This window comes from Serratia sp. YC16 (genome assembly GCF_009707615.1).
Taxonomy (GTDB): domain Bacteria; phylum Pseudomonadota; class Gammaproteobacteria; order Enterobacterales; family Enterobacteriaceae; genus Serratia; species Serratia surfactantfaciens.
On sequence record NZ_WLYN01000001.1, the window covers coordinates 1,417,335 to 1,439,148 of the forward strand.

The window sequence follows — 21,814 nt, forward strand, 5'->3', positions numbered from 1 at the left end:
TCCATAACCGAGCCAATTTCGCATGCATATCCCGTTAGATCGCGAGCAGGATGTTCCGCTCTATTTGCAGATCGAAGAAGCGTTGCGGCGCGCCATCCTCACCGGCGTGTTCGTCGATGGCGACAAACTGCCCTCGACGCGCACGCTGGCGGCCGAACTGGCGGTCAGCCGTTTGACGGTGGATAACGCCTACGCCGAACTGGCGGCCAAAGGATTTCTGCACCAGCGGCGCGGCAGCGGCGCCTATGTTGCCCATCCGCAGACGCAGGCGCGCCCGACCCGGCCGAGCAGCGATACGCCTTTCCCGCTGGAGAGTTTCACCACCCTCACCTCGCGGCTGGACGGCTACGCCGACGCGCCGCTGCCGGAGGGGCTGATCAACTTCGCCGCCGGCGTCGGCAGCCCTAAGGTGTTTCCGCTGGAGGCGTTTCGCAAAGTGCTGCTGTCGGTGCTCAGCCGCCACGCGGAAGAGGCCTTCAGCTACGGCGAATACTGCGGCTACTACCCGCTGCGCGATACGCTGAGCCGTATTCTCAGCGCCCAGGGCATCCCCACGCAGGCGGAACAGGTGCTGATCACCAACGGTTCGCAGCACGCCATCAGCCTGGTGGTGCAAAGCCTGCTGGCACCGGGCGATTCGGTGATCGTCGAAGAACCGACCTACGCCGAAGCGCTGGGCCTGCTGCGCCAGCACCGCATCAATATCGTCACCGTGCCCGGCGACCGCCACGGCATGCGGGTGGATTTGCTGCCGGAGTTGTTGGAACGCCACCGCCCCAAACTGATCTACACCATCCCCAATTTCCACAACCCGACCGGCCGCTGCCTGAGCGAGGCCCGCCGGCGGCGCCTGCTGGCGATCGCCCAACAGGCCGGGGTGGTGATCCTGGAGGACGACTTCGTCGGCGATCTGCGTTATCAGGGCAAACAGCTGCCGTCGCTGCGCGCGCTGGCGCAGCCGGGCGCGGTGATCTACGTCAGCACCTTTTCCAAGATGCTGCTGCCCAGCATGCGCATCGGCTATCTGGTGGCGGACAGCGAACACTATCAGCGCTTCGCGCGGCGCAAGCACGTCGATAGCTTCACCAGCTCCAGCCTGATCCAGCGGGCGCTGGACGCCTTCGTCACCGTCGGCCGTTACGACAAACAGCTGCGGCGCGCCGGGCGCGTCTATCGCCGCCATCTGGACGTGATGGTCGACGCGCTGCAACGACGGTTGCCGCCGGGGTGCCGCTTCGAAACGCCGCAGGGGGGATTGTTTATCTGGCTGACGCTGCCTGAGGCGGTGACCACCGCCGAACTGATGCCGGTGGCCTGGCGGTACGGCGTCACCTTCGCGCGCGGTGAATGCTTTTACGCTCAGGAACAGCTAGGCGCACACGGCCTGCGGCTGAACTTTGCCGCCAACTCGCCGCCGCAGATTGAAGAAGGAATCGCCCGGCTGTGCCGGGCGATTGAGGAGGTAATAACGGAGAAAAACGCCGATTAGACGGCGGCCCACCACAACCGTAGCTTCATGCCCCAGTAGCTGGTCCAGCCGGTGGTGCTTTGCACCACCTTGCCCTGCGAGATCACCACGAAGGTCGGCGTGACGCCAATCCGCCACTGCGCCGACAGCGCGCCGGCCGGATCGTTGACCACCGGCAGCGCCAGCCGTTTGCGCGCCAGCCACTGCTTCACCTGGGCATCGTCGCCCGAGCGCAGCGCGACGGTCAGCACGTTGCCGCCCGCCGCCTGCAAGCGGGCGACGTCCGGCGTGGTGAAGCGGCAAACGCCGCACCAGCTGGCCCAGAAGTAAACCAGCAGCGGCCGATCGTGGCTGAGCTGCGCCAACGACACCTTCTCGCCGTCCAGCGTGGTCAGCGTCTGGGCATCGAAGGCCGGCGGCGCCTGCGGCGCGTTCAGCCAATCCATCACCGTCACCACCGCCAGCGCGATCAGCGCCAGCAGCAACAACTCGCGCCCCCAGCGCTTGAGCTTAGCCATTTTTGGCCTTCGCCAGCTGCTGTTTCACCATCGCTTCCAGCTCTTCATACGACACCGCTCCCGGCAACATCCGATCGCCGATCAGCGTCGCCGGCGTCCCCTGCACGCCCAATTGCTCCGCCAATTCCATATTGGTGCGCAGCGTGGTCATGCTCTGTTCGCTGGGCGCCACCGCCTTGACGCCGGTTTTCTCTTGCGCAGCGGCGATGCTGGCGTTGTCATGGAAGCCTTTTTTCGCCATCAGCCGCTGGTGCAAGGCCCAGAATTGGTCCGGGTGCTGTTGCCAGGTGGTGAGCGCCACGCGCGCCGAACTGACCGAGCTTTCGCCCTTGAACGGCAGCAGTTTCACCACCAGCGCCACATCCGGGTATTGCTTGACAATCTTCTCCAGCATCGGATCAAAACGCTTGCAGTACGGGCAGTTATAGTCGGTAAAGGTCACCAACGTCAGTTTGGGATTGGCGGCGCCCAGACGCGGGCTGGCCGGATCCTGGTACAGCGTTTTGGCATTCTGCTTGATAGCCTGGCTGATTTGCTCGCCAGCGGTTTGCTGCTGCCAGGCGTCCACCGCCTGCGCCAGAATGTCCGGATTGGACACCAGCGTTTCGCGGATCATCTCTTTGATACGCGCCTCTTGCGCCGGAGTGAAAGGTTCGGCGGCCCACGCCGGGGCGGCGATAATCATCAGTAAAATCAGTAATTTTTTCATTTTTCGGTTCCTTTGGCATCGGAAAGCGTTTGCAGCACGGCGTCACGGGTCAACAGCGGGGATAACACCACGCCGTCCGGGCTGCCGGGGCCATAGATTTGGTTGAAGGGCACGGCGACGCTGCCGCGCTTTTGCAGAAAGGCGCTGATGTCGGCCGACGGACGGCTCCAATCGCCGCGCAGCGCAACCACATCGTCGGCGCTCAGCACTCGCTGCACGTCATCACGCAACAGCACATTGAATTTGTTGGCCTTACAGGTCACGCACCAGTCGGCGGTCACATCGACGAACACTCGCTTATGCTGGCCCAGCGCCTCGGTAATCGCCTGTTCGCTCAGCGGTTGCCACGGCACCCGATCCTGCAACGGCTGTCGCCACAGGCCGGCGGTCAGCGATCCCGCCAGCAGGGCCACGCCCGCCAACACCAACGTGCCCGCCGCCAGTTTGGCCGCCAACCGCGCCCCCTGTTGACGCCATACCGCCAACAGCAACGCCAGCAGCGCCAACGCCCCCAGCCACAGCGTGGCCTGCGCGCCGATATGATTGCTCAGCAGGCTCAGCAGCCACAGCGACGACGCCAGCATCAGCAGCCCCATCGCCAGCTTGACGGTATTCATCCAGCGGCCGGGGCGCGGCAACCGCAGCGCCAGCGACGGCCAGGCGGCGATCAGCAGCCACGGCAGGCTCATGCCGATGCCGAGCGCAATGAACATGCCCCACAGCACCGGCAGCGACGCCGCCAACGCGAAGGCCACCGCCGTGCCGAGAAACGGCGCCGAGCACGGCGTCGCCAGCAGCGTAGCGAAAGCGCCCTGCCAAAAATGGCCGCTCAGACCGTGCCCGTTATGGGTCGCCAGTGACGTATTCAGATCGGACGAGAGGCGCAGATGGAACAGACCGAACAGGTTGGCGCTGAACAGCAGCGTCACCAGCACCATAAAGCCGATAAACCACGGATTCTGGAACTGAATGCCCCAGCCGAGCGCATGGTTGCCGAGCCGCAGCAGCGTCATCAGCAAGGCCAGCGCCATAAACGAGGCGACGATGCCCAGCGACGACGCCAGGAACTGCAAACGCACGCTGTGCCGATCGCGCCGCTCCACCTGCAGGATCGAACCGAGTTTGATGCCCAGTACCGGCAGCACGCACGGCATCAGGTTGAGGATCAACCCGCCCGCCAGCGCCATCAATACCGCCTGCCATAGCGGGAACGCCGCAGCAGCGGGCGCGACCAGCGGATCGCCAATCGGCAGCGTGATCTGCTGCGCCATACCGCCGTCGTCGATCACCAACGTCAGCGTTTTGCCGCGCAGATCCGGCGCCGCATCGCCCCAGCCGTCGCTGACCGGCACTCGCGCCAGCAGTTGAGCACCGTCGGTCTCGACCTGCGGCTTGCCGAGATCGGCATCCGCCAGCGTATCGAAGAACAGCGCAGGCTGCCGCCAACCGGCGGCGCGTTCGGCGGCAATCTGCAGCTCGCCGCTGCGGTAACCGGCCTTGACGCTCTCCGCCACCCCGGCGGCGATCGGCACCTGCCCCATCGCCTGTGCGAAGTCGTGGTTAAACTGCGGATCGTTCGGCGTCGTCAGATCCAGGCTGAACAGGTAGTCGGTCAGAATGCAGACATTGCTGCAGGTGGATAGCGTCAGGGTGCCCGCCAGCGGGCCGGATACCTGACCTGGCATCACGATCGGCAGCGTGACCCGATCGTGATAGCCCTGGGTGGAAATGCCGGCTACCTCGAAACGCTGCGGCGTCGGCCAGTGCCAGGTCGCCGGCGGCGGGTTGCCTTGCCAGACTATCGCCGGCGCGATGCCTCCTTCGCCCGGAGAGCGCCAATAGGTTTTCCAGCCTTTTTGCAGCTCGACCGACAGCAGCAGACGGGTCTCCCCCGGCTGTGACGTGTCGGCGCGCAGCCGCACCTTGGCATGATCGTTGGTTGGATTTTGCAGCCAGCCGCTGTCCGCCGCCTGTGAAGCAGGCAGCCACAGCATAAACAGGCAAGCGCAGGCCAGCCTGATGATTTTCAACATGTTAATTCTCCATAAATGATTAATTCACCGCGAAAAACGGGCGATTAACTCATTCACGGAAGACGCATAATCGGAGGTGCACCCTGAGGGTGGGCGGTGAAATGGCGCGAGGAGGAGGAATGCGCAGGCGCGCAGCGATGGTCGGTGCCAACAGAACCAGCAGCAAGCCCAATCCGAACAGCACGGCTTCGAACATCACCGGCGGCGCGGCCAGCAATGACTTGGCGCTCAGCTCACAGGGCGTCGGCTGCGCTTCGGCGGCCTCATCGCCGGATTGAACGGCGGTGGCGGCCGGGATCCCCAGCGTTTGCTGCAGCGCATGCAGGCCAGCCATGCGCTGGGTCATGCACGTCAGCACCACCAGACAAGCCAGGCATAAAAACCATTTTGCAATCCGCTGCCGTTTAACCATGCCATCCTCACGTTCAGGTCTGCGGTTATCTTAGCGGCGCAGGCGCGATTAGCAACGTTTTGTCGGTAAAGAAATGTCTGGGCGGCGGTATTGATGGCGGCGATTTACAGGTATCATAGTCAGTAAGCCTGCGCTTTTCGCCGGGTACCATGATGATTCTCTCCTCCAGGCACCCTGCGGGGATACACAGCGAAGGACTGGTGATATGCAACCTTTGAGTGGGCCGGGCGCCCCAATCGCCGGCGAACGCCCTCCCTCCCCGGGCAAAACGGCGGCCACTGACGATCAACCCCTCTCTCCGGCACAGCGCACGACGCTGGAAAAGCTGATCGTGAAAATCATGACGCTCAGCCCGACAAAATCGGCCGAGATCTGGGCCTCGCTGCGCCACGATCTCGGCGCCGACAACGGCGGTGAACTGCTGGCGCGCCATTTTCAACCGGCGGAACAGCTGCTGCAAACGCGCCTGGCACAGGCGCAGCAAAACCATGCCGGGCGCCAGCTGCTGCAACAGCTGGCCGAATTGCTGCCTCAAGGCAACAATCGCCAGGCGGTCAGCGATTTTATTCGTCAACAGTTCGGCCACACGGTGCTGAGCCAATTGAGCCCGCCGCAACTGCAGCAGGTGCTGAATCTGCTGCAGACCGGCGGCCTGAGCATTCCCCAGCCGCAGCAAACCGCCACCAGCGATCGCCCGCTGCTGCCCGCAGAGCATCAAAGCCTGCAGCAGCAGGTCACCAAACTCAGCGCCGCCACCGGCGAAGCGCCGGCTAAAATCTGGCAAACACTGTTCGACCTGGCGGGCGTAAAAACCAACGATCCGCTGCCGGCACGCCACTTCCAGCTATTGAACCAGTTCTTGCAGGTGAAGGTGGCACTCAGCCCGCAGAGCGCGCCGACGCTGAACAACCTGTTGGCGGCGCTCAAACAGCCGGCGGATGAACAAGAGCTGCAGCAGATGAACGACTACTGCCAGGCGCGCTTCAACTGCGGCGCCAATGCGCCGCTGACGCATCCGCAAATGAGCGACGCCATTCATCAGCTGTTTGCCCGCCGTCTGGATAAGGCCGGCCAGGCCCAGCCTATCGTCAGCCACTCTGTCGAGCCGCAGCCGCTGCTCAATCCGCTGATCGCCGCCCTGCCTCTGCCGCTGCAAAAAGCGCTCAGCAAGCCCGCCGTGGCGCTGATCCTGCTGCTGCTGGCGCTGGCGGTCGTGCTGGCGTTGGTGTTTTAACGCCTCAGGCGCAGCCGCAATCCACGGCGGCCGCCCTATCACGCAGCGATCCCGGCTGCTCGCCGATGGCCAACGGATGGCCGTCGCGCAGCCAGAAATCCAACCCGCCGATCAGCTCCTTGACCCTGAACCCCAGCTTCGCCAGCTTGTAAGCGCCTTTGGTTGAACCGTTGCAGCCGATGCCGTCACAGTAGGTCACATACACCTTTTGGCGATCCAGGTGCGCCGTGCCGGCTTGGTCCATCAGACGATGCGGCAAACTGAACGCGCCGGGGATATGCCCGGCGGCGTACAGCGCCTCCGCGCGGGTGTCGATCACCACTATTCCATCCTCGCCATTGCGCAGATCTTCCGCCACGTCCCAGGCATCCGCATAGCGGCTCAATTTGGCCGCCAGGTAAGCCAGGCTCTCTTCCGGCTCCGCCGGCGGAAAAGCCAGCACCAATGATTCTTTCGACATTCCGCTCACTCCCACGCATCAAGACAGATGACAATAGTGCCCCATTTTGGTCTTATGATTGATACCCATTTCTCACCCATGACAAGACCCATTATGCGGCACACGCTGATCACGCTGTTTCAGCAATCGCCACACGCTGCCGGCACGCTGCGCGATCGCCTGTGCGGCGCATTGCGGCAGGCCATCCATCACGGCGCATTGGGCGTTGGGCAACGGCTGCCCTCCAGCCGGGTGCTGGCGGGCGATCTGAACCTCTCAAGGGTGACCGTCGAAGCCGCCTACGGCCAGCTGGAGGCTGAGGGATACTTGCAGCGCCGCGTCGGCCAGGGAACGTTCGTGGCGATCCGCATCGCCACATCGCCGCCGCCGACGCGCGGCACCGGCACCGGCATGCCGCGCCTTTCGCGGCGCGGCCAACAGATCGTGCAAACCGGCGGTTGCCGCGATCCGCAACATCCCCAGGCCTTCGCTGCCGGCTCGCCGGACCTGCGTGCGTTTCCGCTCGCCTTGTGGAAGCAACTGACCGCTCAGCGCCTGCGTCTTCAGGGAGAAAGCCTGCTGCGCTACGGCGATCCGCAGGGCTATTTGCCGCTGCGCGAAGCGATCGCCGCCCACGTTAACCAAACGCGCGGCGTAGTCTGCGATGCACGGCAGGTTATCGTGCTGACCAGTTCACAGCAGGCGCTGCAGCTGATCGCTACGTTGTTGCTGGACGGCGGCGACAGCGTCTGGATGGAAGAGCCGGGCTACGCCGGAGCAAGAAACGCCTTTATCAGCGCCGGCGCGGCCCTGACGCCGGTCGCGGTGGACAGCGACGGTCTGCGGGCTGAGCCGCCCTTGCCCGATCCGCGTTTGATTTACCTGACGCCCTCGCACCAATACCCGACCGGCGCGGCACTCAGCCTGGCGCGTCGGTTGGCGTTGCTGGCGCTGGCCGAACGGCAACAGGCCTGGATCATCGAGGACGATTACGACAGCGAGTTTCACTATGACGGCCTGCCGATACCGGCGATGCAGGGCCTGGATTGCTGCGGCCGGGTGCTGTATCTCGGCACCTTCTCCAAGTCGCTGTTCCCTTCCCTGCGGCTGGCGTATCTGATCGTCCCGCCTGCGCTGGTCTCCCCCTTCGTCACCGCGCGCACGGTCTATGACGGCCACAGCGCGCAGCTGATGCAGGCGGTTACCGCCGAGTTCATCCGCCAGGGGCACTTCGCCGCGCATATCCGCTACATGCGCCAGCTCTACCGCAGCCGGCGCGATGTGCTGCTGGCGGAAATGCGCGAAAAACTGAGCCACTTCGCCACGCCCATTCCCGCCGCCGGCGGCCTGCAGCTCAGCGTTTGGCTGCCACCCGGCCAGGAGGCGGCACTCAGCCGGCAGGCGCGACGGCTCGGCATTCTCACGCCCGGGCTTTCGGCGCAGTACCAAACGACGCAGACGCAGCGCGACGGGTGGCTACTGGGCTTTTCGGCTCTCACGCCGGGCGAGATCCGCAGTGCCGTCGAGCGGCTGGCGCGGATCGCCGTGGATTAGCCAGGCCCGACGGGATGCCGGCCGGCTTATTGCTCGGTCAGGCGCATCTCCGCCACCAACGGCAGGTGGTCGCTCACCGCCGGCCAATGAATGCCGTTCCAATCGCCGCTGGCGTTCGGCACCGTCAGGCTGTCCAGATGCCAGCGCTGCGCATTGCCGCTAAAGATGTAATCCACCTTGATTTCGGCGTTTTCCGCCGGCCAACTGCGGCCATCCTGCCCGTTAGGCATGATGTCGTTCCAATAGCGGCTCAGCTCCAGCCAGGTCACGCTGCCCGGCACGTCGTTCATGTCGCCGAACAGCAGCTTGATGCCGCGCACTTCGATGGTGCGATCGTTCAACTCCCGCACCTGATCCAGGCGCATCGTCGGATCTTCCTTGGTATCGAGGTGGGTGTTGAACAGGGTGATCGGCGCCGGGAACTCCGGCACGTCGACCTTGGCGCTGAAGGCGATGCGCTGTTCGCGCTGGCCGGACGGCAACGGATAGATCACGGCGTCGTGCAGCGGATACTTCGACAGAAACGCCAGGCCATATTCACCGCCGTCGAAATCGATCGCCCGGCCGAACACCGCCTGCATGCCGGTCAGCTTCGCCAATTCCGCCGCCTGATCGACACGGCCGCTGCGGACGGTGAGTTTATCCACCTCTTGCAGCGCCACCACGTCGACGTTCATCGCGCGAATCGCCTTGGCGATGGCGGTCATGTCGCTGACCTTGCCGGCGGCGATGTTGAAGCTGGCGACGCGGATCTTCGGCGCCTGCTCCAGTTCGTAAGTTTTGTTTTTCAGGCCGCCCAATGCGCTGGCCACTTCGCGGCTGTTGGCGTTGCTGTTGGCGTGCCCGGTATCGGCGGACGACCAGGCGCTGTGAGAGATGCCCAGGGACAGTAAGGTGATGAGCAAAGCGTGACCGGTGTGCATGAATTCTCCTTGAGGGACAGATAAGTGTTATGCGGGCGCTTCCCGGCCCACAGCTAACACCGATTTTGCCGCAGAAACCTGCGACTATTTCCTAGTTGCGCCGCTATTTTTCGTTTCTGCGCGATGCTTCGCATTCTGGCGGTTTACGCATTGCACCGTTGGACAAACGGCTGATTTCGTTTTAAAACCGGTAGATTGCCAACCGCGAGGAGTCCCGATGACCAGCCCGATTGCCGAACAGCTCACCGAACGTTTCTTCCGCTACCTGGCGGTGACCAGCCAAAGCGACGCCGCCGCAACCGCCCTGCCCAGCACGCCGGGGCAGCATGAGATGGCGCAACTGCTGGCGGACGAGCTGCGCCGGCTCGGCCTGGCCGACGTGCAGATCGACGAGCACGCCACCGTGACCGCCCGCAAGCCCGGCACCCAACCCGGCGCGCCGCGCATCGGCTTCATCACCCATATCGACACCGTAGACGTCGGCCTGTCACCGGAGATTCGCCCGCAGCGCCTGCGCTTCACCGGCGAAGATTTATGCCTGAACGCCGAGCAAGACATCTGGCTGCGCACCGCCGAGCATCCGGAGATCCTGCCCTACCGGAACGAAGAGATCCTGTTCAGCGACGGCACCAGCGTGCTGGGCGCCGACAATAAGGCGGCGGTCACCGTGGTGATGACGCTGCTGGCCAACCTGACCGCCGCCGATCGCCACGGCGACATCGTGGTGGCGTTCGTGCCGGACGAAGAGATCGGCCTGCGCGGCGCCAAGGCGCTGGATCTGCAGCGTTTCGCCGTCGATTTCGCCTATACCATCGACTGCTGCGAACTGGGTGAAGTGGTGTACGAAAACTTCAACGCGGCGGCGGCGGAGATCCGCATCGAGGGGGTAACCGCGCACCCGATGTCGGCGAAAAACGTATTGATCAACCCGATACGCATCGCCAACGACATCATCAACCGATTTGACGTGCACGACACCCCGGAACACACCGAAGGGCGCGAGGGTTATTTCTGGTTCACGGATCTGGCCGCCAACGCCAATCAGGCGACGCTGAAGGTGTCGATTCGCGACTTCGATCGGGCGGCGTTCGAGGCGCGTAAAGCCCGCCTTGAGGAAACGGTGCGTCAGGTGGCGGCCAACTACCCGCGCGCCAATGTCAGCTGCCGCGTCAGCGACATCTACAGCAACATCAGCAACGCCATCGGCGAAGACCGGCGCGCGATCGATCTGATCTTCGGCGCCCTCGCCGCCCACGGCATCCCGCCGAAGGTGATCCCGATGCGCGGCGGCACCGACGGTGCGGCGCTCTCGAGCCGCGGCATCCTGACGCCCAATTATTTCACCGGCGCGCACAACTTCCATTCGCGCTTCGAGTTTTTACCCGTCAGCGCCTTCGTGAAATCCTATCAGGTGACCCGCAGCATTTGCCTGCTGGCCGCGCGGCAGAGCGGCAATCAGGGTTAGCTTAACAGCCAACCGATCAGGGCGGCCCACGCCAGCAGCGGCAGCGAGTAGTAGTGGAAACGCAGCCAAATCTTGCGCTCCCCCGCCATTCGCAGCGCAATCAGGTTGGCGAGCGATCCAATCGCCAACCCGAAACCGCCGGCGTTGACCGCATAGGCCAACTGCGCGCTGGAAGGCACGTAGTTGAGCAGCAAGATTGTAGCCGGCACGTTGCTGACGATCTGCGACAGCCCGACGCCCAGCGCATATACCCCGCCGTCGTTCAGCCCGGCGATGGCGGCGAACGCCGGTTGAAGCGGCGGCAAGCGGGTGAACAGGCCGACATCGATGAACATGGCAGCGAACACGAAAATCAGGCTCCAGTCGATCTGCAACAGCACCCGGCGCGCCAGCAGCAAAAAGCCGGCGAATACCGCCAGCAGCCCATACAGCGGCAGACCGATATCGAGGCACAGCAGAAAGATCGCATACAACGCCACGCAACTCAGCAACAGCGGCCGTTGATAGGGATAACCCTCGGTATTCGGCGTTTTCACGATCTCGCGCGCCGGGAAGCTGAACCAGGTCAGCGCCAGCAGGCTCAGCATCATCGCGGCGCCAAACGGCGCCATCTGGCCGATGAAGCCGAGGAAAGAGAGGCCGGAGCGGCTCCACAGCAGGATATTTTGCGGGTTGCCGATCGGCGTCAGCAACGAGCCGGCGTTCACCGCCAGCGCCTGGAAGATGATCAAACGCCCAATCGGCAGCGCCGACAGCTTCTTCAGCGTGATGGTGAGCGGAATGACGATAAACAGCGCCACATCGTTGGTTAGAAATGACGACAGCAGCGCGGCGGAAAACACCAGGAACAGCGCCAGCCGCCGTTCGCTGTGCAAGCGGTTGATGATCTTGCGGCCGACGAAGTCGAAATAGCCGCTGACCTCAACGCCCTTGGTCAGCAACATCAGCCCCAACAGGGTGATGATAGTGCGGCCGTCGATAAAATCGCTCAGCGCCGACAGCGGCTGCGGATGAAAGGCGAACATCGCTGCGCCAGCCAGCAGCAACGCATGCAGGAAACGGTCTTTGACAAAGGGATGGATAAGCCGGGAAATGGTGGTTGAACTCATGGCGGCAGCTTGAAACCTCAGCGAAAAGCATGGGCAAGACGTTAGCTCAGGCGCGGCCTCAGCGCCAGTAAAATGCTATTTTACCTTTATCCGCTTTCCATTTGCCGCGCTTTACTTTATTTGTAGCGGCTTTCCCGTTTTCAAAGGACATGTTATGGCTTCCCTGTTCGCCAAAGGGGCGCTGCTGAGCGCCTTATGCGCCCTGCTCGCCGCCTGCGACGATGCCTCCACCCGCCCGCAAATCGATATCGACGGCAAGACCATGGGCACCTTCTACAGCGTAAAAGTCAGCGGTGACGTCGCGATCGGCAAGCAAGAACTGCAACGGCAGATAGACAAAGTGCTCGAGCAGGCCAACGACGATATCTCCACCTACCGCACCGACTCGGTGCTGTCGCGGTTTAACCACAGCGCCAGCCTCGAGCCGCAGCCGATCCCGCGCGGCATGGCGGACATCGTGTTGATGGCCCAGCGCATCGGCCGCGATACCGGCGGCGCCATGGACATCACCGTCGGCCCTTTGGTGAATCTGTGGGGATTCGGCCCCGACAAACATCCGGTCAAGGTACCGGAACAGGCGCAAATCGACGCGGCGAAGCAGCGCATCGGCCTGCAGCACCTGAAGCTGATAAGCGACAATCGTGGAGAGTGGCTGCAGAAAGATCTGCCGGACATGTATGTCGATCTTTCGACCCTGGGCGAAGGCTATGGCGCCGATGAACTGGTGCGCCTGATGAACCGTAACGGCATTACCAACTATCTGGTATCGGTCGGCGGCGCGGTCTCTTCACGCGGCGTCAACGGCCAGGGAAAGCCCTGGCGGGTGGCGATCCAGAAGCCGACCGACCGTGAAAATGCGGTGCAGGCGCTGGTGGATCTGCACGGTTACGGCATCAGCACCGCCGGCAGCTACCGCAACTACTTCGAACAAAACGGCCAGCGCTACTCCCATGTCATCGATCCGAGCACCGGCAGGCCGATCAACCATCGACTGGTTTCCGCCACGGTCATAGCGCCGACCGCGCTCGAGGCCGACGGCTGGGATACCGGCCTGATGGTGCTGGGCACGGAGAAAGCCTTGAAGCTCGCAGAGGAGAAAGGGCTGGCGGTCTACCTGATCAGTAAAACCGATGACGGTTTCAGCGCCGTGATGACGCCGCAATTCAAGGCGTTTTTGGTGCAGTAAGATAAAAAAGCCCGGCGCGCAATGGCCGGGCTTGTTGCATGCGCTCGCAGGCGCCGCGCCGATTACTTGGTCAGCGCGATGATGCCGAGGGTCAGACCGGCAACCGCCGCCGCACCGCCGGCGATCGCGCCTGCGGTTTCCCAGTTATCCTGAGTGGTGCCTTTCATACAGGTGTTGGTGTGCACCAGACGCCCCTGGTCATCGTAGACCGGAACGCAGGGAGAATCGGTGGCGCATCCGGCCAACACGGCCGACAGTAACCCAACCGCAATTAACTTTTTCATACTTCTTGCCTCAATGTTCGATCACTTTAAAAAGCCACACCGAGCGATTATCACGCTACCCGGCTATTGTATGCCCAACGCATGTAATGGCGAGGTAATGATGTGTCAGGGGATGTGATTTGGGAAAACTCCGAGCGCCCGGCGGGCGGGCTTCGGGCAGTAAAAAGCCCGCGAAAACGCGGGCTTGATGGCGAGATGGCGCTTAGGCGGGATTATTTCGCCAGTTTGCGCATCACCAGGGTGGCGTTGGTGCCGCCGAAGCCGAAGCTGTTGGACATCACGGTGGTCAGCTCGCGCTGGGTCGGCTGAGTCACGATGTTCATGCCGGCCGCCTGCTCATCCAGAGTTTCGATGTTGATGCTCGGTGCGATAAAGCCGTGCTCCAGCATCAGCAGGCTGTAGATCGCTTCCTGCACGCCTGCGGCGCCCAGCGAGTGACCGGTCATCGCCTTGGTGGAGGAGATAGCCGGGGTATTGTCGCCGAACACTTCGCGAATCGCGCCCAGCTCTTTCACGTCGCCTACCGGTGTGGAAGTGCCGTGCACGTTGATGTAGTCGATCGGCGCATCCAGATCCTGCATCGCCATCTTCATGCAGCGCACCGCGCCTTCGCCCGATGGCGCAACCATGTCGGCGCCGTCAGACGTTGCGCCGTAGCCAACGATTTCTGCGTAGATGTGCGCGCCGCGCGCCAGCGCGTGCTCCAGTTCTTCAACCACCACCATGCCGCCGCCGCCGGCGATGACGAAACCGTCACGATCGGCGTCGTAAGTACGGGAGGCTTTTTCCGGCGTATCGTTGTACTTGGTGGACAGCGCGCCCATCGCGTCGAACTCGCAGGCCATTTCCCAGCACAGCTCTTCGCCGCCGCCGGCAAACACGATGTCCTGTTTGCCCAGCTGAATTTGCTCAACCGCGTTGCCGATGCAGTGTGCGGAGGTCGCACAAGCGGAGCTGATGGAATAGTTCACGCCGTGGATTTTGAACGGTGTCGCCAGGCAGGCGGAAACGCCGGAAGCCATGGCTTTGGTCACCACGTAAGGGCCGACCGCTTTCAGGCCGCGCGGGCTGCGCATCGCATCGGCGCCGAACACCTGGAAGCGCGGAGAACCGCCGCCGGAACCGGCGATCAGGCCCACGCGCGGGTTGTTTTGATACTCTTCTTCCTTCAGACCGGAAGAAGCGATCGCTTCTTGCATCGCCAGGAAGGCATAGATGGAAGCGTCGCTCATGAAACGCACCGCCTTGCGGTCGATCAGGCCGGTCGTGTCGAGCTTAACTTGCCCCCATACGTGACTACGCATGCCGGAATCTTTCAGCTCCTGGGAGAAAGTGATCCCAGAACGTCCTTCCTGCAGGCTTGCCAGGACCTCCTGCTGGTTATTACCAATGCTGGAGACAACTCCCAGGCCAGTAATCACTGCACGTTTCATTCAATACCTCTTCCACTATTTACCTACGGGATTTTGCATCGCACTTTAGCGTACAGATGTAAGCCGAACAAGTCCGATCAGCGTTTTTCAGCTTTATTGTTGTCCAGTTTGCGCCGGGGCGCCAGCGCCGTTAGAATTCGCGGCATCCCTTGAATTTCGAGCCATTGACCGTGAACCACGCCCCCATCCAAACCGCAACGCTAACCTGGAACGAACAGGGTACACCTGTTTCGAAACAGTTTGATGACGTCTATTTTTCCAATCAGGATGGGCTGGAAGAAACCCGCTACGTCTTCCTGCACGGCAACCGGCTGCCGCAACGTTTCGCCACCCACCCGCGTTCGCTGTTGGTGGTGGCGGAAACCGGGTTCGGCACCGGGCTGAATTTCCTCACGCTGTGGCAGGCCTTCGCCGGCTTCCGTCAGGCCGAGCCGCACGCCGCGCTGCAGCGCCTGCACTTTATCAGCTTCGAAAAATTCCCCCTGCAGCAGGCTGACCTGGCGGCAGCGCATGCGCGCTGGCCGGAGCTGGCGCCTTATGCCGATGAACTGCGCGCCCAATGGCCGCTGCCGCTGCCGGGTTGCCATCGCCTGCTGTTGGCCGAAGGCCGCATTACGCTCGATCTGTGGTTCGGCGACGTCAACGAACTGTTGCCGCAGTTCGACGCCAGCATGAATAACCAGGTCGATGCCTGGTTCCTCGACGGCTTCGCGCCGGCAAAAAATCCCGACATGTGGACCGAGCAACTGTTCGCCGCCATGGCGCGCTTCGCTCGGCCGGAAGGCAGCTTTGCCACCTTTACCGCCGCCGGCTTTGTGCGCCGCGGGTTGCAACAGGCCGGTTTTCAGGTCAACCGCTGCAAAGGCTTCGGCCAAAAGCGTGAGATGCTCGCCGGTTGCCTGCCCGCCGATGCGCAGCCCGCTCCCCACCCGGCCCCCTGGTATCGGCGGCCGGCGGCGGACAACACCACCGATATCGCCCTGATCGGCGGCGGCGTCGCCAGCGCGCTCACCGCGCTGGCCCTGCTGCGGCGCGGCGCCAGCGTCACGCTGTACTGCGCCGACGAGCAGGCGGCCGAGGGTGCATCCGGCAACCGCCAGGGGGCGATTTATCCCCTGCTGAACGGCAGCGGCGACGCGCTGGAGAACTTCTTCAGCGCCGCGTTTCCCTTCGCACGCCGCCAATACGACGCCCTGCTGCAACAAGGCGTCGCCTTTGATCACCAATGGTGCGGCGTCAGCCAGTTGGCCTATGACGAAAAGAGCGGCGCCAAGATCGCCAATATGCTGAAAACCGACTGGCCGCCGTCGCTGGCGATGGCGGCCGACCGCGAGACGCTCAGCGAACTGTGCGGCGTCGATACCGGCTTTGGCGGCATCACCTACCCGCAAGGCGGCTGGCTCTGCCCGGCCGAGCTGACGCGCGGCGCTATCGCGCTGGCGCAGAGTCAGGGCCTGATCTGCCGCTACCGGCACGATGCACAGGCGCTGACGCGTGAAGAAAACGGCTGGCGTATCAACTTCACCAACGGTGACAGCCATCGTCATGCCACGGTGATCCTGGCCAACGGGCACCGGTTAGCCGAGCTGGCGCCGACAGAGGCTCTGCCGCTGTACTCAGTGCGCGGGCAGGTGTCGCATATCCCGACCTCACAGGCGCTCGGCCAACTGAAACAGGTATTGTGCTATGACGGCTATCTGACGCCGGTCAACGTCAACAACGGCCAGCACTGCATCGGCGCCAGCTACCAACGCGGCGACACCGCCACCGACTACCGCGAGCAGGAGCAGCAGGATAACCGCGAACGCCTGCTGCGCTGCCTGCCGGAACAGGCCTGGCCGCAGCAGGTTGACGTCAGCGCGCATCAGGCGCGTTGCGGCGTGCGCAGCGCCACTCGCGATCATCTGCCGATGGTCGGCGCGCTGCCGGACTATCAGGCTACGCTAATGCAGTATCAGGATTTGCAGCGGCAGAACCAGCGCGGTGAAACCGTCGCCGATGCGCCGGTTTATCCCGGCCTGTTCGCTATCGGCGGATTAGGCTCGCGCGGCTTGTGCTCGGCGCCGCTGGCGGCGGAAATTCTGGCGGCGCAGCTGTTCGGCGAGCCGTTGCCGGGCGATGCGCAGTTGCTGGCGGCGTTGAATCCGAATCGGATGTGGGTGCGGAAACTGCTGAAAGGACGTGCGGTTTAATCAACCCTAAGGGGCGCGGCAATCGCGCCCCGGCATAACGGTCAAGCGGCGGGCGTTGCCGCCTGATAGAGGTTTTCCCACATGCCACGCACCAGGATCTGATCCGGCGGCGAGAGCTCCCCGGCGGCAATCGCCTTGTGCAGGCTCTCTTCCACCCGCGCTTTCAACGCTTCGGCGGTGTGCTCGCCCTGCTCTTCCGCTTCGGCCACCGCCAGCGTCAGATGACCGCGCAGGTAGCCACCGGCAAACAGTTCATCATCGCTGGCGTGCTCTACCATGTCATCAATCAGCGCCAAAATGCGCGCTTCAAATTCTGCGATCATCAAATTTCCTCATTAAATAACGGGCTGTGGCGTCAGTTGAGATCTTCCGGATACGGAAAATGCTCGGCCGCCAACGGTGGCGTATTGTAGAACGATTGCAACGCCTGAATAAAGCGCGCAGGCCGTGTGGGTATTCCCTGCTCCAGCAGCGTCAATACCCGGGCGCGCACCTTGCGCTGGAACGCGATGCGGTCCGGCTCGCAGTCGCCGTTCAGGTTGTCGCAGCTGACGTTGAACGGGAAACCGGCCGCCATGCAGAACATCCATTCCAACGCCTGCGGTTTGATCTCCACCGCTTCGAATTCACTCTGGGTTTGCGCGTCGCGCCCGTCCGGGCAATACCAGTAACCGAAGTCCACCAATTGGCGGCGCGCTTCGCCGGCGATGCACCAGTGCGAGATTTCGTGCAGGCCGCTGGCGTAAAAGCCGTGGGCGAACACGATGCGGTGATACGGCAGTTCGTCGTCGGCCGGCAGGTAGATAGGCTCGTCGTCGCCCTTCACCAGGCGAGTGTTGTAATCATCGCTGAAACACCGATTGAAGATCTCGATCAGCTGTTCATAGTGATGACGGGTCTGCGTGTCTGACATAAAAAACTCTATAACCACAAAAATAAAGAGGCCATTATACCCGATAACCGGCGGGGGGATATGGGCGCATAACAGACGCCCATTTTCATCGTCAACCGTGCGTGAAGGCAGTCAACCACTGCTGAATCTCCGCGCCGTGGTTGTCGTACAGCAGCTTGAGGCTCATCACCAGCGAGACGATCACGATCATCGGCCGAATCAGTTTCTGCCCGCGGGTCAGCACCATGTGCGCGCCCAAACGCGCCCCCAGCACCTGCCCCACCAGCATCACCAAACCGATGCTCCACACCACCTTACCGCCGATGATGAACAGCGTCAGCCCGCCGACGTTGGAGGTGAAGTTCAGCACCTTGGCGTGCGCCGTGGACTTGGCGAGGTTAAAGCCGCACAGCGTCACATAGGCCAGCGCGTAGAACGATCCGGCGCCGGGGCCGAAGAAGCCGTCGTAAAACCCGACGCAGCCGCCGGCCACCAGCCCGAACGGCAAGGCGCCGAGGCGGCGTTGACGATCTTCCTCACCCAGCCGCGGCATCAGCAGGAAATAGAGACCGATGCCGATCACCAGCAGCGGCAGCATCTGCCGCAGCAGATCGGCGCGCATATGCTGCACCAGAATCGCGCCGACGATCGAACCGATCAGCGTCAGAAATATCGTCAGCTTCTGGTCATTGAGGTTCACCGCACGCCGGCGAATAAAGTACAGGCTGGCGGAGAAAGAACCGCCGACCGACTGCAGTTTATTGGTCGCCAGCGCCTGCGCCGGAGGAACCCCCACCGCCAGCAAGGCCGGCACCGTCAGCAACCCGCCGCCGCCGGCGATGGAGTCGATAAACCCCGCCAGCAGCGCTACCGCAAACAACACCCCGAGCATCTCGGGGCCGATGACGAACCAGTCCATGTGTTATTCCGCTGAGAAATGGTGATCCAGCAATGCCTGACAGGTCGGCGGTAACGGCGGCGGCACGGATTTGCCCGGCTTCGCGTTCGGCTGATGCGGCACGAACCAGCTCGCCAGTTCAGCACCGCAGCCGTCGCCCGGCGGCGGCGTATCCTGCTCCTGGCACTCCAGGCTGCCGGCCGGACAACGCAGGCGCACATGCATGTGCGCGCGATGGCCGAACCACGGCCGCACCTTGTGCAGCCAGGCGCGATCGGCACCGGCATCCAGGCACAGACGCTGCTTGATCGCCGGGTTGACGAAGATGCGCGTCACCTCCGCATCCTGCGCCGCCAGCTTGATCAGCGACTCAATCTGCGGCTGCCATTGGCTCGCCACCACCTGCTTGCCATCGCCTGACACCAGGTCGATCGGCTGCGGTTTCAGCAATTGCTGCGCGCTCCAGCGTTGGCGCGGCAGCTGCAGCCAAATGTCGACGTCGAGCCCCGACTGATGGCTGGCATGGCCGCTGCTGAAGCGCCCGCCGGCCGGCATCGCCATATCGCCGATCAGCACCGTGCCCAGCGCTTTCTGGTTCGCCTGGCTGCTGAGGCGCTGAATGAACGCCAGCAGATCCGGGTGACCGAAATAACGGCGTTGGTCGGTGCGCATCACCTGGTAGTTCGGTGAATTCAGCGGCAGAGGCTGCGCGCCGATGATGCAGCCGTTGGCGAAACCGCCCACCGCCTGCGGCGCGCCGGCCACCGGATGGTCGATTTTCTGCCACGGCGTCAGCGCCATGGCGGAAGCGGAGGCCGTCAGGGCCAGCAGACCCAACATCCAGTTTTTCATGGCGATTACCAGCGAGGCACGTCGGAAACCACATCACCGTTTTGCGCGCGCTGGCGCAGCAGGTGATCCATCAATACGATCGCCATCATCGCTTCGGCGATCGGCACGGCGCGGATGCCCACGCACGGATCGTGGCGGCCACGGGTGACCATTTCCACCGCTTCGCCCTGGCGATTGATAGTGCGACCCGGCACCATGATGCTGGAGGTCGGCTTCAGCGCCAGATGCGCGATCACCGGTTGGCCGCTGCTGATACCGCCGAGAATGCCGCCGGCGTGGTTGCTCTGGAAGCCTTCCGGGGTGATTTCGTCGCGGTTTTCGCTGCCGCGCTTGGTCACCACGGCGAACCCGTCGCCGATCTCCACGCCTTTCACCGCGTTGATGCTCATCAGCGCGTGCGCCAGATCGGCGTCGAGGCGGTCAAACACCGGCTCGCCCAGGCCAACCGGCACATTTTCGGCAATCACGCTGACCTTGGCACCGATAGAGTCGCCCTCTTTTTTCAGCGCGCGCATCAGTTCGTCCAGCGCTTCCAGCTTGTCCGGATCCGGGCAGAAGAACGGGTTCTGTTCGACCTGCTCCCAATCTTTCAGCTCGCAGGTCACGTCGCCGATCTGCGCCAGATAGCCGCGCACTTGCACGCCGAATTTCTGCTGCAGGTATTTCTTGGCGATAGCGCCCGCCGCAACGCGCATGGCGGTTTCACGCGCCGAAGAACGGCCGCCGCCGCGATAGTCGCGCAGACCGTATTTCTGTTCGTAGGTGTAGTCGGCATGCCCTGGACGGAACACGTCTTTGATGGCGCTGTAGTCTTGCGAACGCTGATCGGTGTTCTCAATGATCAGACCGATGCTAGTACCGGTGGTCACGCCTTCGAATACGCCGGAGAGAATGCGCACCTGATCCGGTTCGCGGCGCTGGGTGGTGTAACGCGAGGTGCCCGGACGACGGCGGTCCAGATCGTGTTGCAAATCGGCTTCGGTGAGCGGAATGCCGGGCGGCACGCCATCGACGATACAACCCAGCGCCACCCCGTGAGATTCACCGAAGGTGGTGACGCGGAAAATCTGCCCAATACTGTTTCCTGCCATCACGGCTCCTTACCGTTAGTCTTTTATCGTTATGAGGCCCGCCGTGCGGGCCTGGAAATGCGGCTTAGCTGCGATAGAGGCTGAAGTGATCCTTGCAATCCACCAGCTGCTGTTTGGTCAGCATGAACACGCCGTCGCCGCCGTTTTCGAACTCCAGCCAGGTGAACGGAATGTCCGGATATTGTTCCATCAGATGTACCATGCTGTTGCCCACTTCACAAATCAGCACGCCGTCGTCGGTCAGGTAGTCCGGCGCGCAGGCCAGAATGCGGCGCACCAGCTTCAGGCCGTCGCTGCCTGCAGCCAGGCCCAGTTCCGGCTCGAAGCGGAACTCTTGCGGCAGATCGGACATGTCTTCCGCATCGACGTACGGCGGGTTGGTGACGATCAGATCGTACTGGATCGCGGGAACGTCGCGGAACAGATCGGAACGGATCGGGATCACCTGGTGCTCGACGCCGTGCGCCTGAATATTGCGCTCGGTCACCGCCAGCACCTCGCTGGAGATGTCCACCGCGTCCACTTCCGCTTCCGGGAAAGCGTAGCCGCAGGCGATGGCGATGCAGCCGCTGCCGGTACACATGTCGAGAATATGGCGCGGCGGATGCGGGATCAGCGCGCTGAAACGATCGTTGATCAACTCACCGATCGGCGAACGCGGCACCAGCACGCGCTCGTCGACGTAAAATTCCATGCCGCAGAACCAGGCCTTGTTGGTCAGATAGGCGACCGGAATGCGCTCGTTGACGCGGCGGATCACGCGCTCAACGATGCGATGGCGCTCGCTGGAGGTCAGGCGGGCGGTGTGCATGTCCTCCGGAATGTCCAACGGCAGGAACAGGCTTGGCAGCACCAATTGCACCGCTTCGTCCCACGGATTGTCGGTTCCGTGACCATAATAGATATTGGCGGCGTTGAAGCGGCTTACCGTCCAGCGCAGCATATCTTGAATGGTGTGCAGTTCGTTCACTGCTTCGTCGACGAAAATTTTGTCCAATTTGCCCTCCGGCAGGCGCTGTGTTTCATGATTTAGCCGCATAGTTTGCCATGAAGCCCGCGACAAATCACGCTCGCCCCTCGCGCTTTTCACTCTGGCCCGAGTTTTGCGTCGACAGCGCTCAT

21 protein-coding genes are annotated in these 21,814 nt (G+C 62.9%); 6 read left to right on the forward strand and 15 right to left on the reverse strand.

What is annotated here, in order from left to right:
• Positions 1-22: 22 nt before the first annotated feature.
• Positions 23-1,489, forward strand: a complete 1,467-nt coding sequence (locus GKN89_RS06640) for a PLP-dependent aminotransferase family protein (protein ID WP_154746573.1) — start codon at positions 23-25, stop codon at positions 1,487-1,489.
• Here the strand turns inward: GKN89_RS06640 and GKN89_RS06645 are convergent.
• The 4 genes from GKN89_RS06645 to GKN89_RS06660 are packed head-to-tail and all read right to left on the reverse strand — an operon-like array spanning position 1,486 to position 5,140.
• A complete protein-coding gene (locus GKN89_RS06645; RefSeq protein WP_019453759.1) occupies positions 1,486-1,986 on the reverse strand; it encodes a protein disulfide oxidoreductase in 501 nt (166 codons plus the stop codon). The two genes, GKN89_RS06640 and GKN89_RS06645, sit on opposite strands and share 4 nt — an antisense overlap.
• Complete coding sequence (locus GKN89_RS06650; protein WP_019453760.1) at positions 1,979-2,695, reverse strand: DsbA family protein; 717 nt, start codon at positions 2,693-2,695, stop codon at positions 1,979-1,981. Before GKN89_RS06650 ends, GKN89_RS06645 begins: the two co-directional genes overlap by 8 nt.
• A complete protein-coding gene (locus GKN89_RS06655; protein WP_154746574.1) occupies positions 2,692-4,728 on the reverse strand; it encodes a protein-disulfide reductase DsbD in 2,037 nt (678 codons plus the stop codon). Before GKN89_RS06655 ends, GKN89_RS06650 begins: the two co-directional genes overlap by 4 nt.
• Before the next feature lie 49 nt (positions 4,729-4,777).
• The gene (locus GKN89_RS06660) at positions 4,778-5,140 is read right to left on the reverse strand and encodes a hypothetical protein (RefSeq protein ID WP_019453762.1); all 363 of its coding nucleotides are present in this window, start codon (positions 5,138-5,140) and stop codon (positions 4,778-4,780) included.
• A gap of 205 nt (positions 5,141-5,345) precedes the next feature.
• Here GKN89_RS06660 and flk point away from each other — a divergent pair, with 205 nt between their 5' ends.
• Positions 5,346-6,374 (forward strand): flagella biosynthesis regulator Flk, encoded by a 1,029-nt coding sequence (gene flk, locus GKN89_RS06665; RefSeq protein ID WP_154746575.1) that lies wholly within the window; start codon positions 5,346-5,348, stop codon positions 6,372-6,374.
• 4 nt (positions 6,375-6,378) lie between these two features.
• On the opposite strand, the gene GKN89_RS06670 is transcribed toward flk, so the two are convergent.
• Positions 6,379-6,834, reverse strand: a complete 456-nt coding sequence (locus GKN89_RS06670) for a rhodanese-like domain-containing protein (protein WP_019453764.1) — start codon at positions 6,832-6,834, stop codon at positions 6,379-6,381.
• 93 nt (positions 6,835-6,927) lie between these two features.
• Here GKN89_RS06670 and GKN89_RS06675 point away from each other — a divergent pair, with 93 nt between their 5' ends.
• Positions 6,928-8,367 carry a PLP-dependent aminotransferase family protein gene (locus GKN89_RS06675; RefSeq protein WP_195933989.1) on the forward strand — a complete coding sequence of 480 codons (1,440 nt, stop codon included), beginning with the start codon at positions 6,928-6,930 and terminating at the stop codon, positions 8,365-8,367.
• A gap of 26 nt (positions 8,368-8,393) precedes the next feature.
• Here the strand turns inward: GKN89_RS06675 and GKN89_RS06680 are convergent, their stop codons facing one another.
• Positions 8,394-9,290, reverse strand: coding sequence for an endonuclease/exonuclease/phosphatase family protein (locus GKN89_RS06680; RefSeq protein WP_019453766.1), 897 nt, complete (start codon positions 9,288-9,290; stop codon positions 8,394-8,396).
• A 217-nt stretch (positions 9,291-9,507) separates the two neighbouring features.
• On the opposite strand from GKN89_RS06680, the gene pepT reads away from it, so the two are divergent.
• Positions 9,508-10,755 carry a peptidase T gene (pepT, locus tag GKN89_RS06685; protein ID WP_019453767.1) on the forward strand — a complete coding sequence of 416 codons (1,248 nt, stop codon included), beginning with the start codon at positions 9,508-9,510 and terminating at the stop codon, positions 10,753-10,755.
• Here the strand turns inward: pepT and GKN89_RS06690 are convergent.
• Positions 10,752-11,864 carry an SLC13 family permease gene (locus tag GKN89_RS06690; RefSeq protein ID WP_154746577.1) on the reverse strand — a complete coding sequence of 371 codons (1,113 nt, stop codon included), beginning with the start codon at positions 11,862-11,864 and terminating at the stop codon, positions 10,752-10,754. The two genes, pepT and GKN89_RS06690, sit on opposite strands and share 4 nt — an antisense overlap.
• Before the next feature lie 154 nt (positions 11,865-12,018).
• Between GKN89_RS06690 and apbE the strand changes: the two genes are divergently transcribed.
• Complete coding sequence (gene apbE / locus GKN89_RS06695) at positions 12,019-13,050, forward strand: FAD:protein FMN transferase ApbE (protein ID WP_154746578.1); 1,032 nt, start codon at positions 12,019-12,021, stop codon at positions 13,048-13,050.
• Positions 13,051-13,112: 62 nt separating this feature from the next.
• Here apbE and GKN89_RS06700 read toward each other — a convergent pair whose 3' ends face one another.
• Positions 13,113-13,334, reverse strand: a complete 222-nt coding sequence (locus GKN89_RS06700) for a hypothetical protein (RefSeq protein WP_004936201.1) — start codon at positions 13,332-13,334, stop codon at positions 13,113-13,115.
• Positions 13,335-13,546: 212 nt separating this feature from the next.
• Entirely contained in the window at positions 13,547-14,767 is a 1,221-nt protein-coding gene (gene fabB, locus GKN89_RS06705; RefSeq protein ID WP_016926857.1) for a beta-ketoacyl-ACP synthase I, read from the reverse strand.
• A 170-nt stretch (positions 14,768-14,937) separates the two neighbouring features.
• Here fabB and mnmC point away from each other — a divergent pair, with 170 nt between their 5' ends.
• Positions 14,938-16,959, forward strand: a complete 2,022-nt coding sequence (gene mnmC / locus GKN89_RS06710) for a bifunctional tRNA (5-methylaminomethyl-2-thiouridine)(34)-methyltransferase MnmD/FAD-dependent 5-carboxymethylaminomethyl-2-thiouridine(34) oxidoreductase MnmC (RefSeq protein WP_370520168.1) — start codon at positions 14,938-14,940, stop codon at positions 16,957-16,959.
• Between the two features lie 41 nt (positions 16,960-17,000).
• Here the strand turns inward: mnmC and GKN89_RS06715 are convergent, their stop codons facing one another.
• The 6 genes from GKN89_RS06715 to prmB all read right to left on the reverse strand — a co-directional run bounded on the left by GKN89_RS06715 (position 17,001) and on the right by prmB (position 21,689).
• Entirely contained in the window at positions 17,001-17,282 is a 282-nt protein-coding gene (locus GKN89_RS06715; RefSeq protein WP_016926855.1) for a YfcL family protein, read from the reverse strand.
• Between the two features lie 32 nt (positions 17,283-17,314).
• Entirely contained in the window at positions 17,315-17,872 is a 558-nt protein-coding gene (locus GKN89_RS06720) for an elongation factor P hydroxylase (protein ID WP_063919797.1), read from the reverse strand.
• Between the two features lie 91 nt (positions 17,873-17,963).
• Complete coding sequence (locus GKN89_RS06725; RefSeq protein ID WP_019453773.1) at positions 17,964-18,770, reverse strand: sulfite exporter TauE/SafE family protein; 807 nt, start codon at positions 18,768-18,770, stop codon at positions 17,964-17,966.
• 3 nt (positions 18,771-18,773) lie between these two features.
• On the reverse strand, positions 18,774-19,601 hold the full coding sequence (mepA, locus tag GKN89_RS06730; protein WP_025160158.1) for a penicillin-insensitive murein endopeptidase: 828 nt from the start codon (positions 19,599-19,601) through the stop codon (positions 18,774-18,776).
• Positions 19,602-19,606: 5 nt separating this feature from the next.
• On the reverse strand, positions 19,607-20,692 hold the full coding sequence (gene aroC, locus GKN89_RS06735) for a chorismate synthase (RefSeq protein ID WP_019453775.1): 1,086 nt from the start codon (positions 20,690-20,692) through the stop codon (positions 19,607-19,609).
• Positions 20,693-20,756: 64 nt separating this feature from the next.
• Positions 20,757-21,689 (reverse strand): 50S ribosomal protein L3 N(5)-glutamine methyltransferase, encoded by a 933-nt coding sequence (prmB, locus tag GKN89_RS06740; protein WP_025160157.1) that lies wholly within the window; start codon positions 21,687-21,689, stop codon positions 20,757-20,759.
• Positions 21,690-21,814: the final 125 nt, after the last annotated feature.

Excerpts from the sequence above, each read along its gene's own strand:
- GKN89_RS06640 (WP_154746573.1), top strand. The coding sequence starts at position 23 with ATGCATATCCCGTTAGATCGCGAGCAGGATGTTCCGCTCTATTTGCAG.
- GKN89_RS06645 (WP_019453759.1), bottom strand. The coding sequence starts at position 1,986 with ATGGCTAAGCTCAAGCGCTGGGGGCGCGAGTTGTTGCTGCTGGCGCTG.
- GKN89_RS06650 (WP_019453760.1), bottom strand. The coding sequence starts at position 2,695 with ATGAAAAAATTACTGATTTTACTGATGATTATCGCCGCCCCGGCGTGG.
- GKN89_RS06655 (WP_154746574.1), bottom strand. The coding sequence starts at position 4,728 with ATGTTGAAAATCATCAGGCTGGCCTGCGCTTGCCTGTTTATGCTGTGG.
- GKN89_RS06660 (WP_019453762.1), bottom strand. The coding sequence starts at position 5,140 with ATGGTTAAACGGCAGCGGATTGCAAAATGGTTTTTATGCCTGGCTTGT.
- flk (WP_154746575.1), top strand. The coding sequence starts at position 5,346 with ATGCAACCTTTGAGTGGGCCGGGCGCCCCAATCGCCGGCGAACGCCCT.
- GKN89_RS06670 (WP_019453764.1), bottom strand. The coding sequence starts at position 6,834 with ATGTCGAAAGAATCATTGGTGCTGGCTTTTCCGCCGGCGGAGCCGGAA.
- GKN89_RS06675 (WP_195933989.1), top strand. The coding sequence starts at position 6,928 with ATGCGGCACACGCTGATCACGCTGTTTCAGCAATCGCCACACGCTGCC.
- GKN89_RS06680 (WP_019453766.1), bottom strand. The coding sequence starts at position 9,290 with ATGCACACCGGTCACGCTTTGCTCATCACCTTACTGTCCCTGGGCATC.
- pepT (WP_019453767.1), top strand. The coding sequence starts at position 9,508 with ATGACCAGCCCGATTGCCGAACAGCTCACCGAACGTTTCTTCCGCTAC.
- GKN89_RS06690 (WP_154746577.1), bottom strand. The coding sequence starts at position 11,864 with ATGAGTTCAACCACCATTTCCCGGCTTATCCATCCCTTTGTCAAAGAC.
- apbE (WP_154746578.1), top strand. The coding sequence starts at position 12,019 with ATGGCTTCCCTGTTCGCCAAAGGGGCGCTGCTGAGCGCCTTATGCGCC.
- GKN89_RS06700 (WP_004936201.1), bottom strand. The coding sequence starts at position 13,334 with ATGAAAAAGTTAATTGCGGTTGGGTTACTGTCGGCCGTGTTGGCCGGA.
- fabB (WP_016926857.1), bottom strand. The coding sequence starts at position 14,767 with ATGAAACGTGCAGTGATTACTGGCCTGGGAGTTGTCTCCAGCATTGGT.
- GKN89_RS06715 (WP_016926855.1), bottom strand. The coding sequence starts at position 17,282 with ATGATCGCAGAATTTGAAGCGCGCATTTTGGCGCTGATTGATGACATG.
- GKN89_RS06720 (WP_063919797.1), bottom strand. The coding sequence starts at position 17,872 with ATGTCAGACACGCAGACCCGTCATCACTATGAACAGCTGATCGAGATC.
- GKN89_RS06725 (WP_019453773.1), bottom strand. The coding sequence starts at position 18,770 with ATGGACTGGTTCGTCATCGGCCCCGAGATGCTCGGGGTGTTGTTTGCG.
- mepA (WP_025160158.1), bottom strand. The coding sequence starts at position 19,601 with ATGAAAAACTGGATGTTGGGTCTGCTGGCCCTGACGGCCTCCGCTTCC.
- aroC (WP_019453775.1), bottom strand. The coding sequence starts at position 20,692 with ATGGCAGGAAACAGTATTGGGCAGATTTTCCGCGTCACCACCTTCGGT.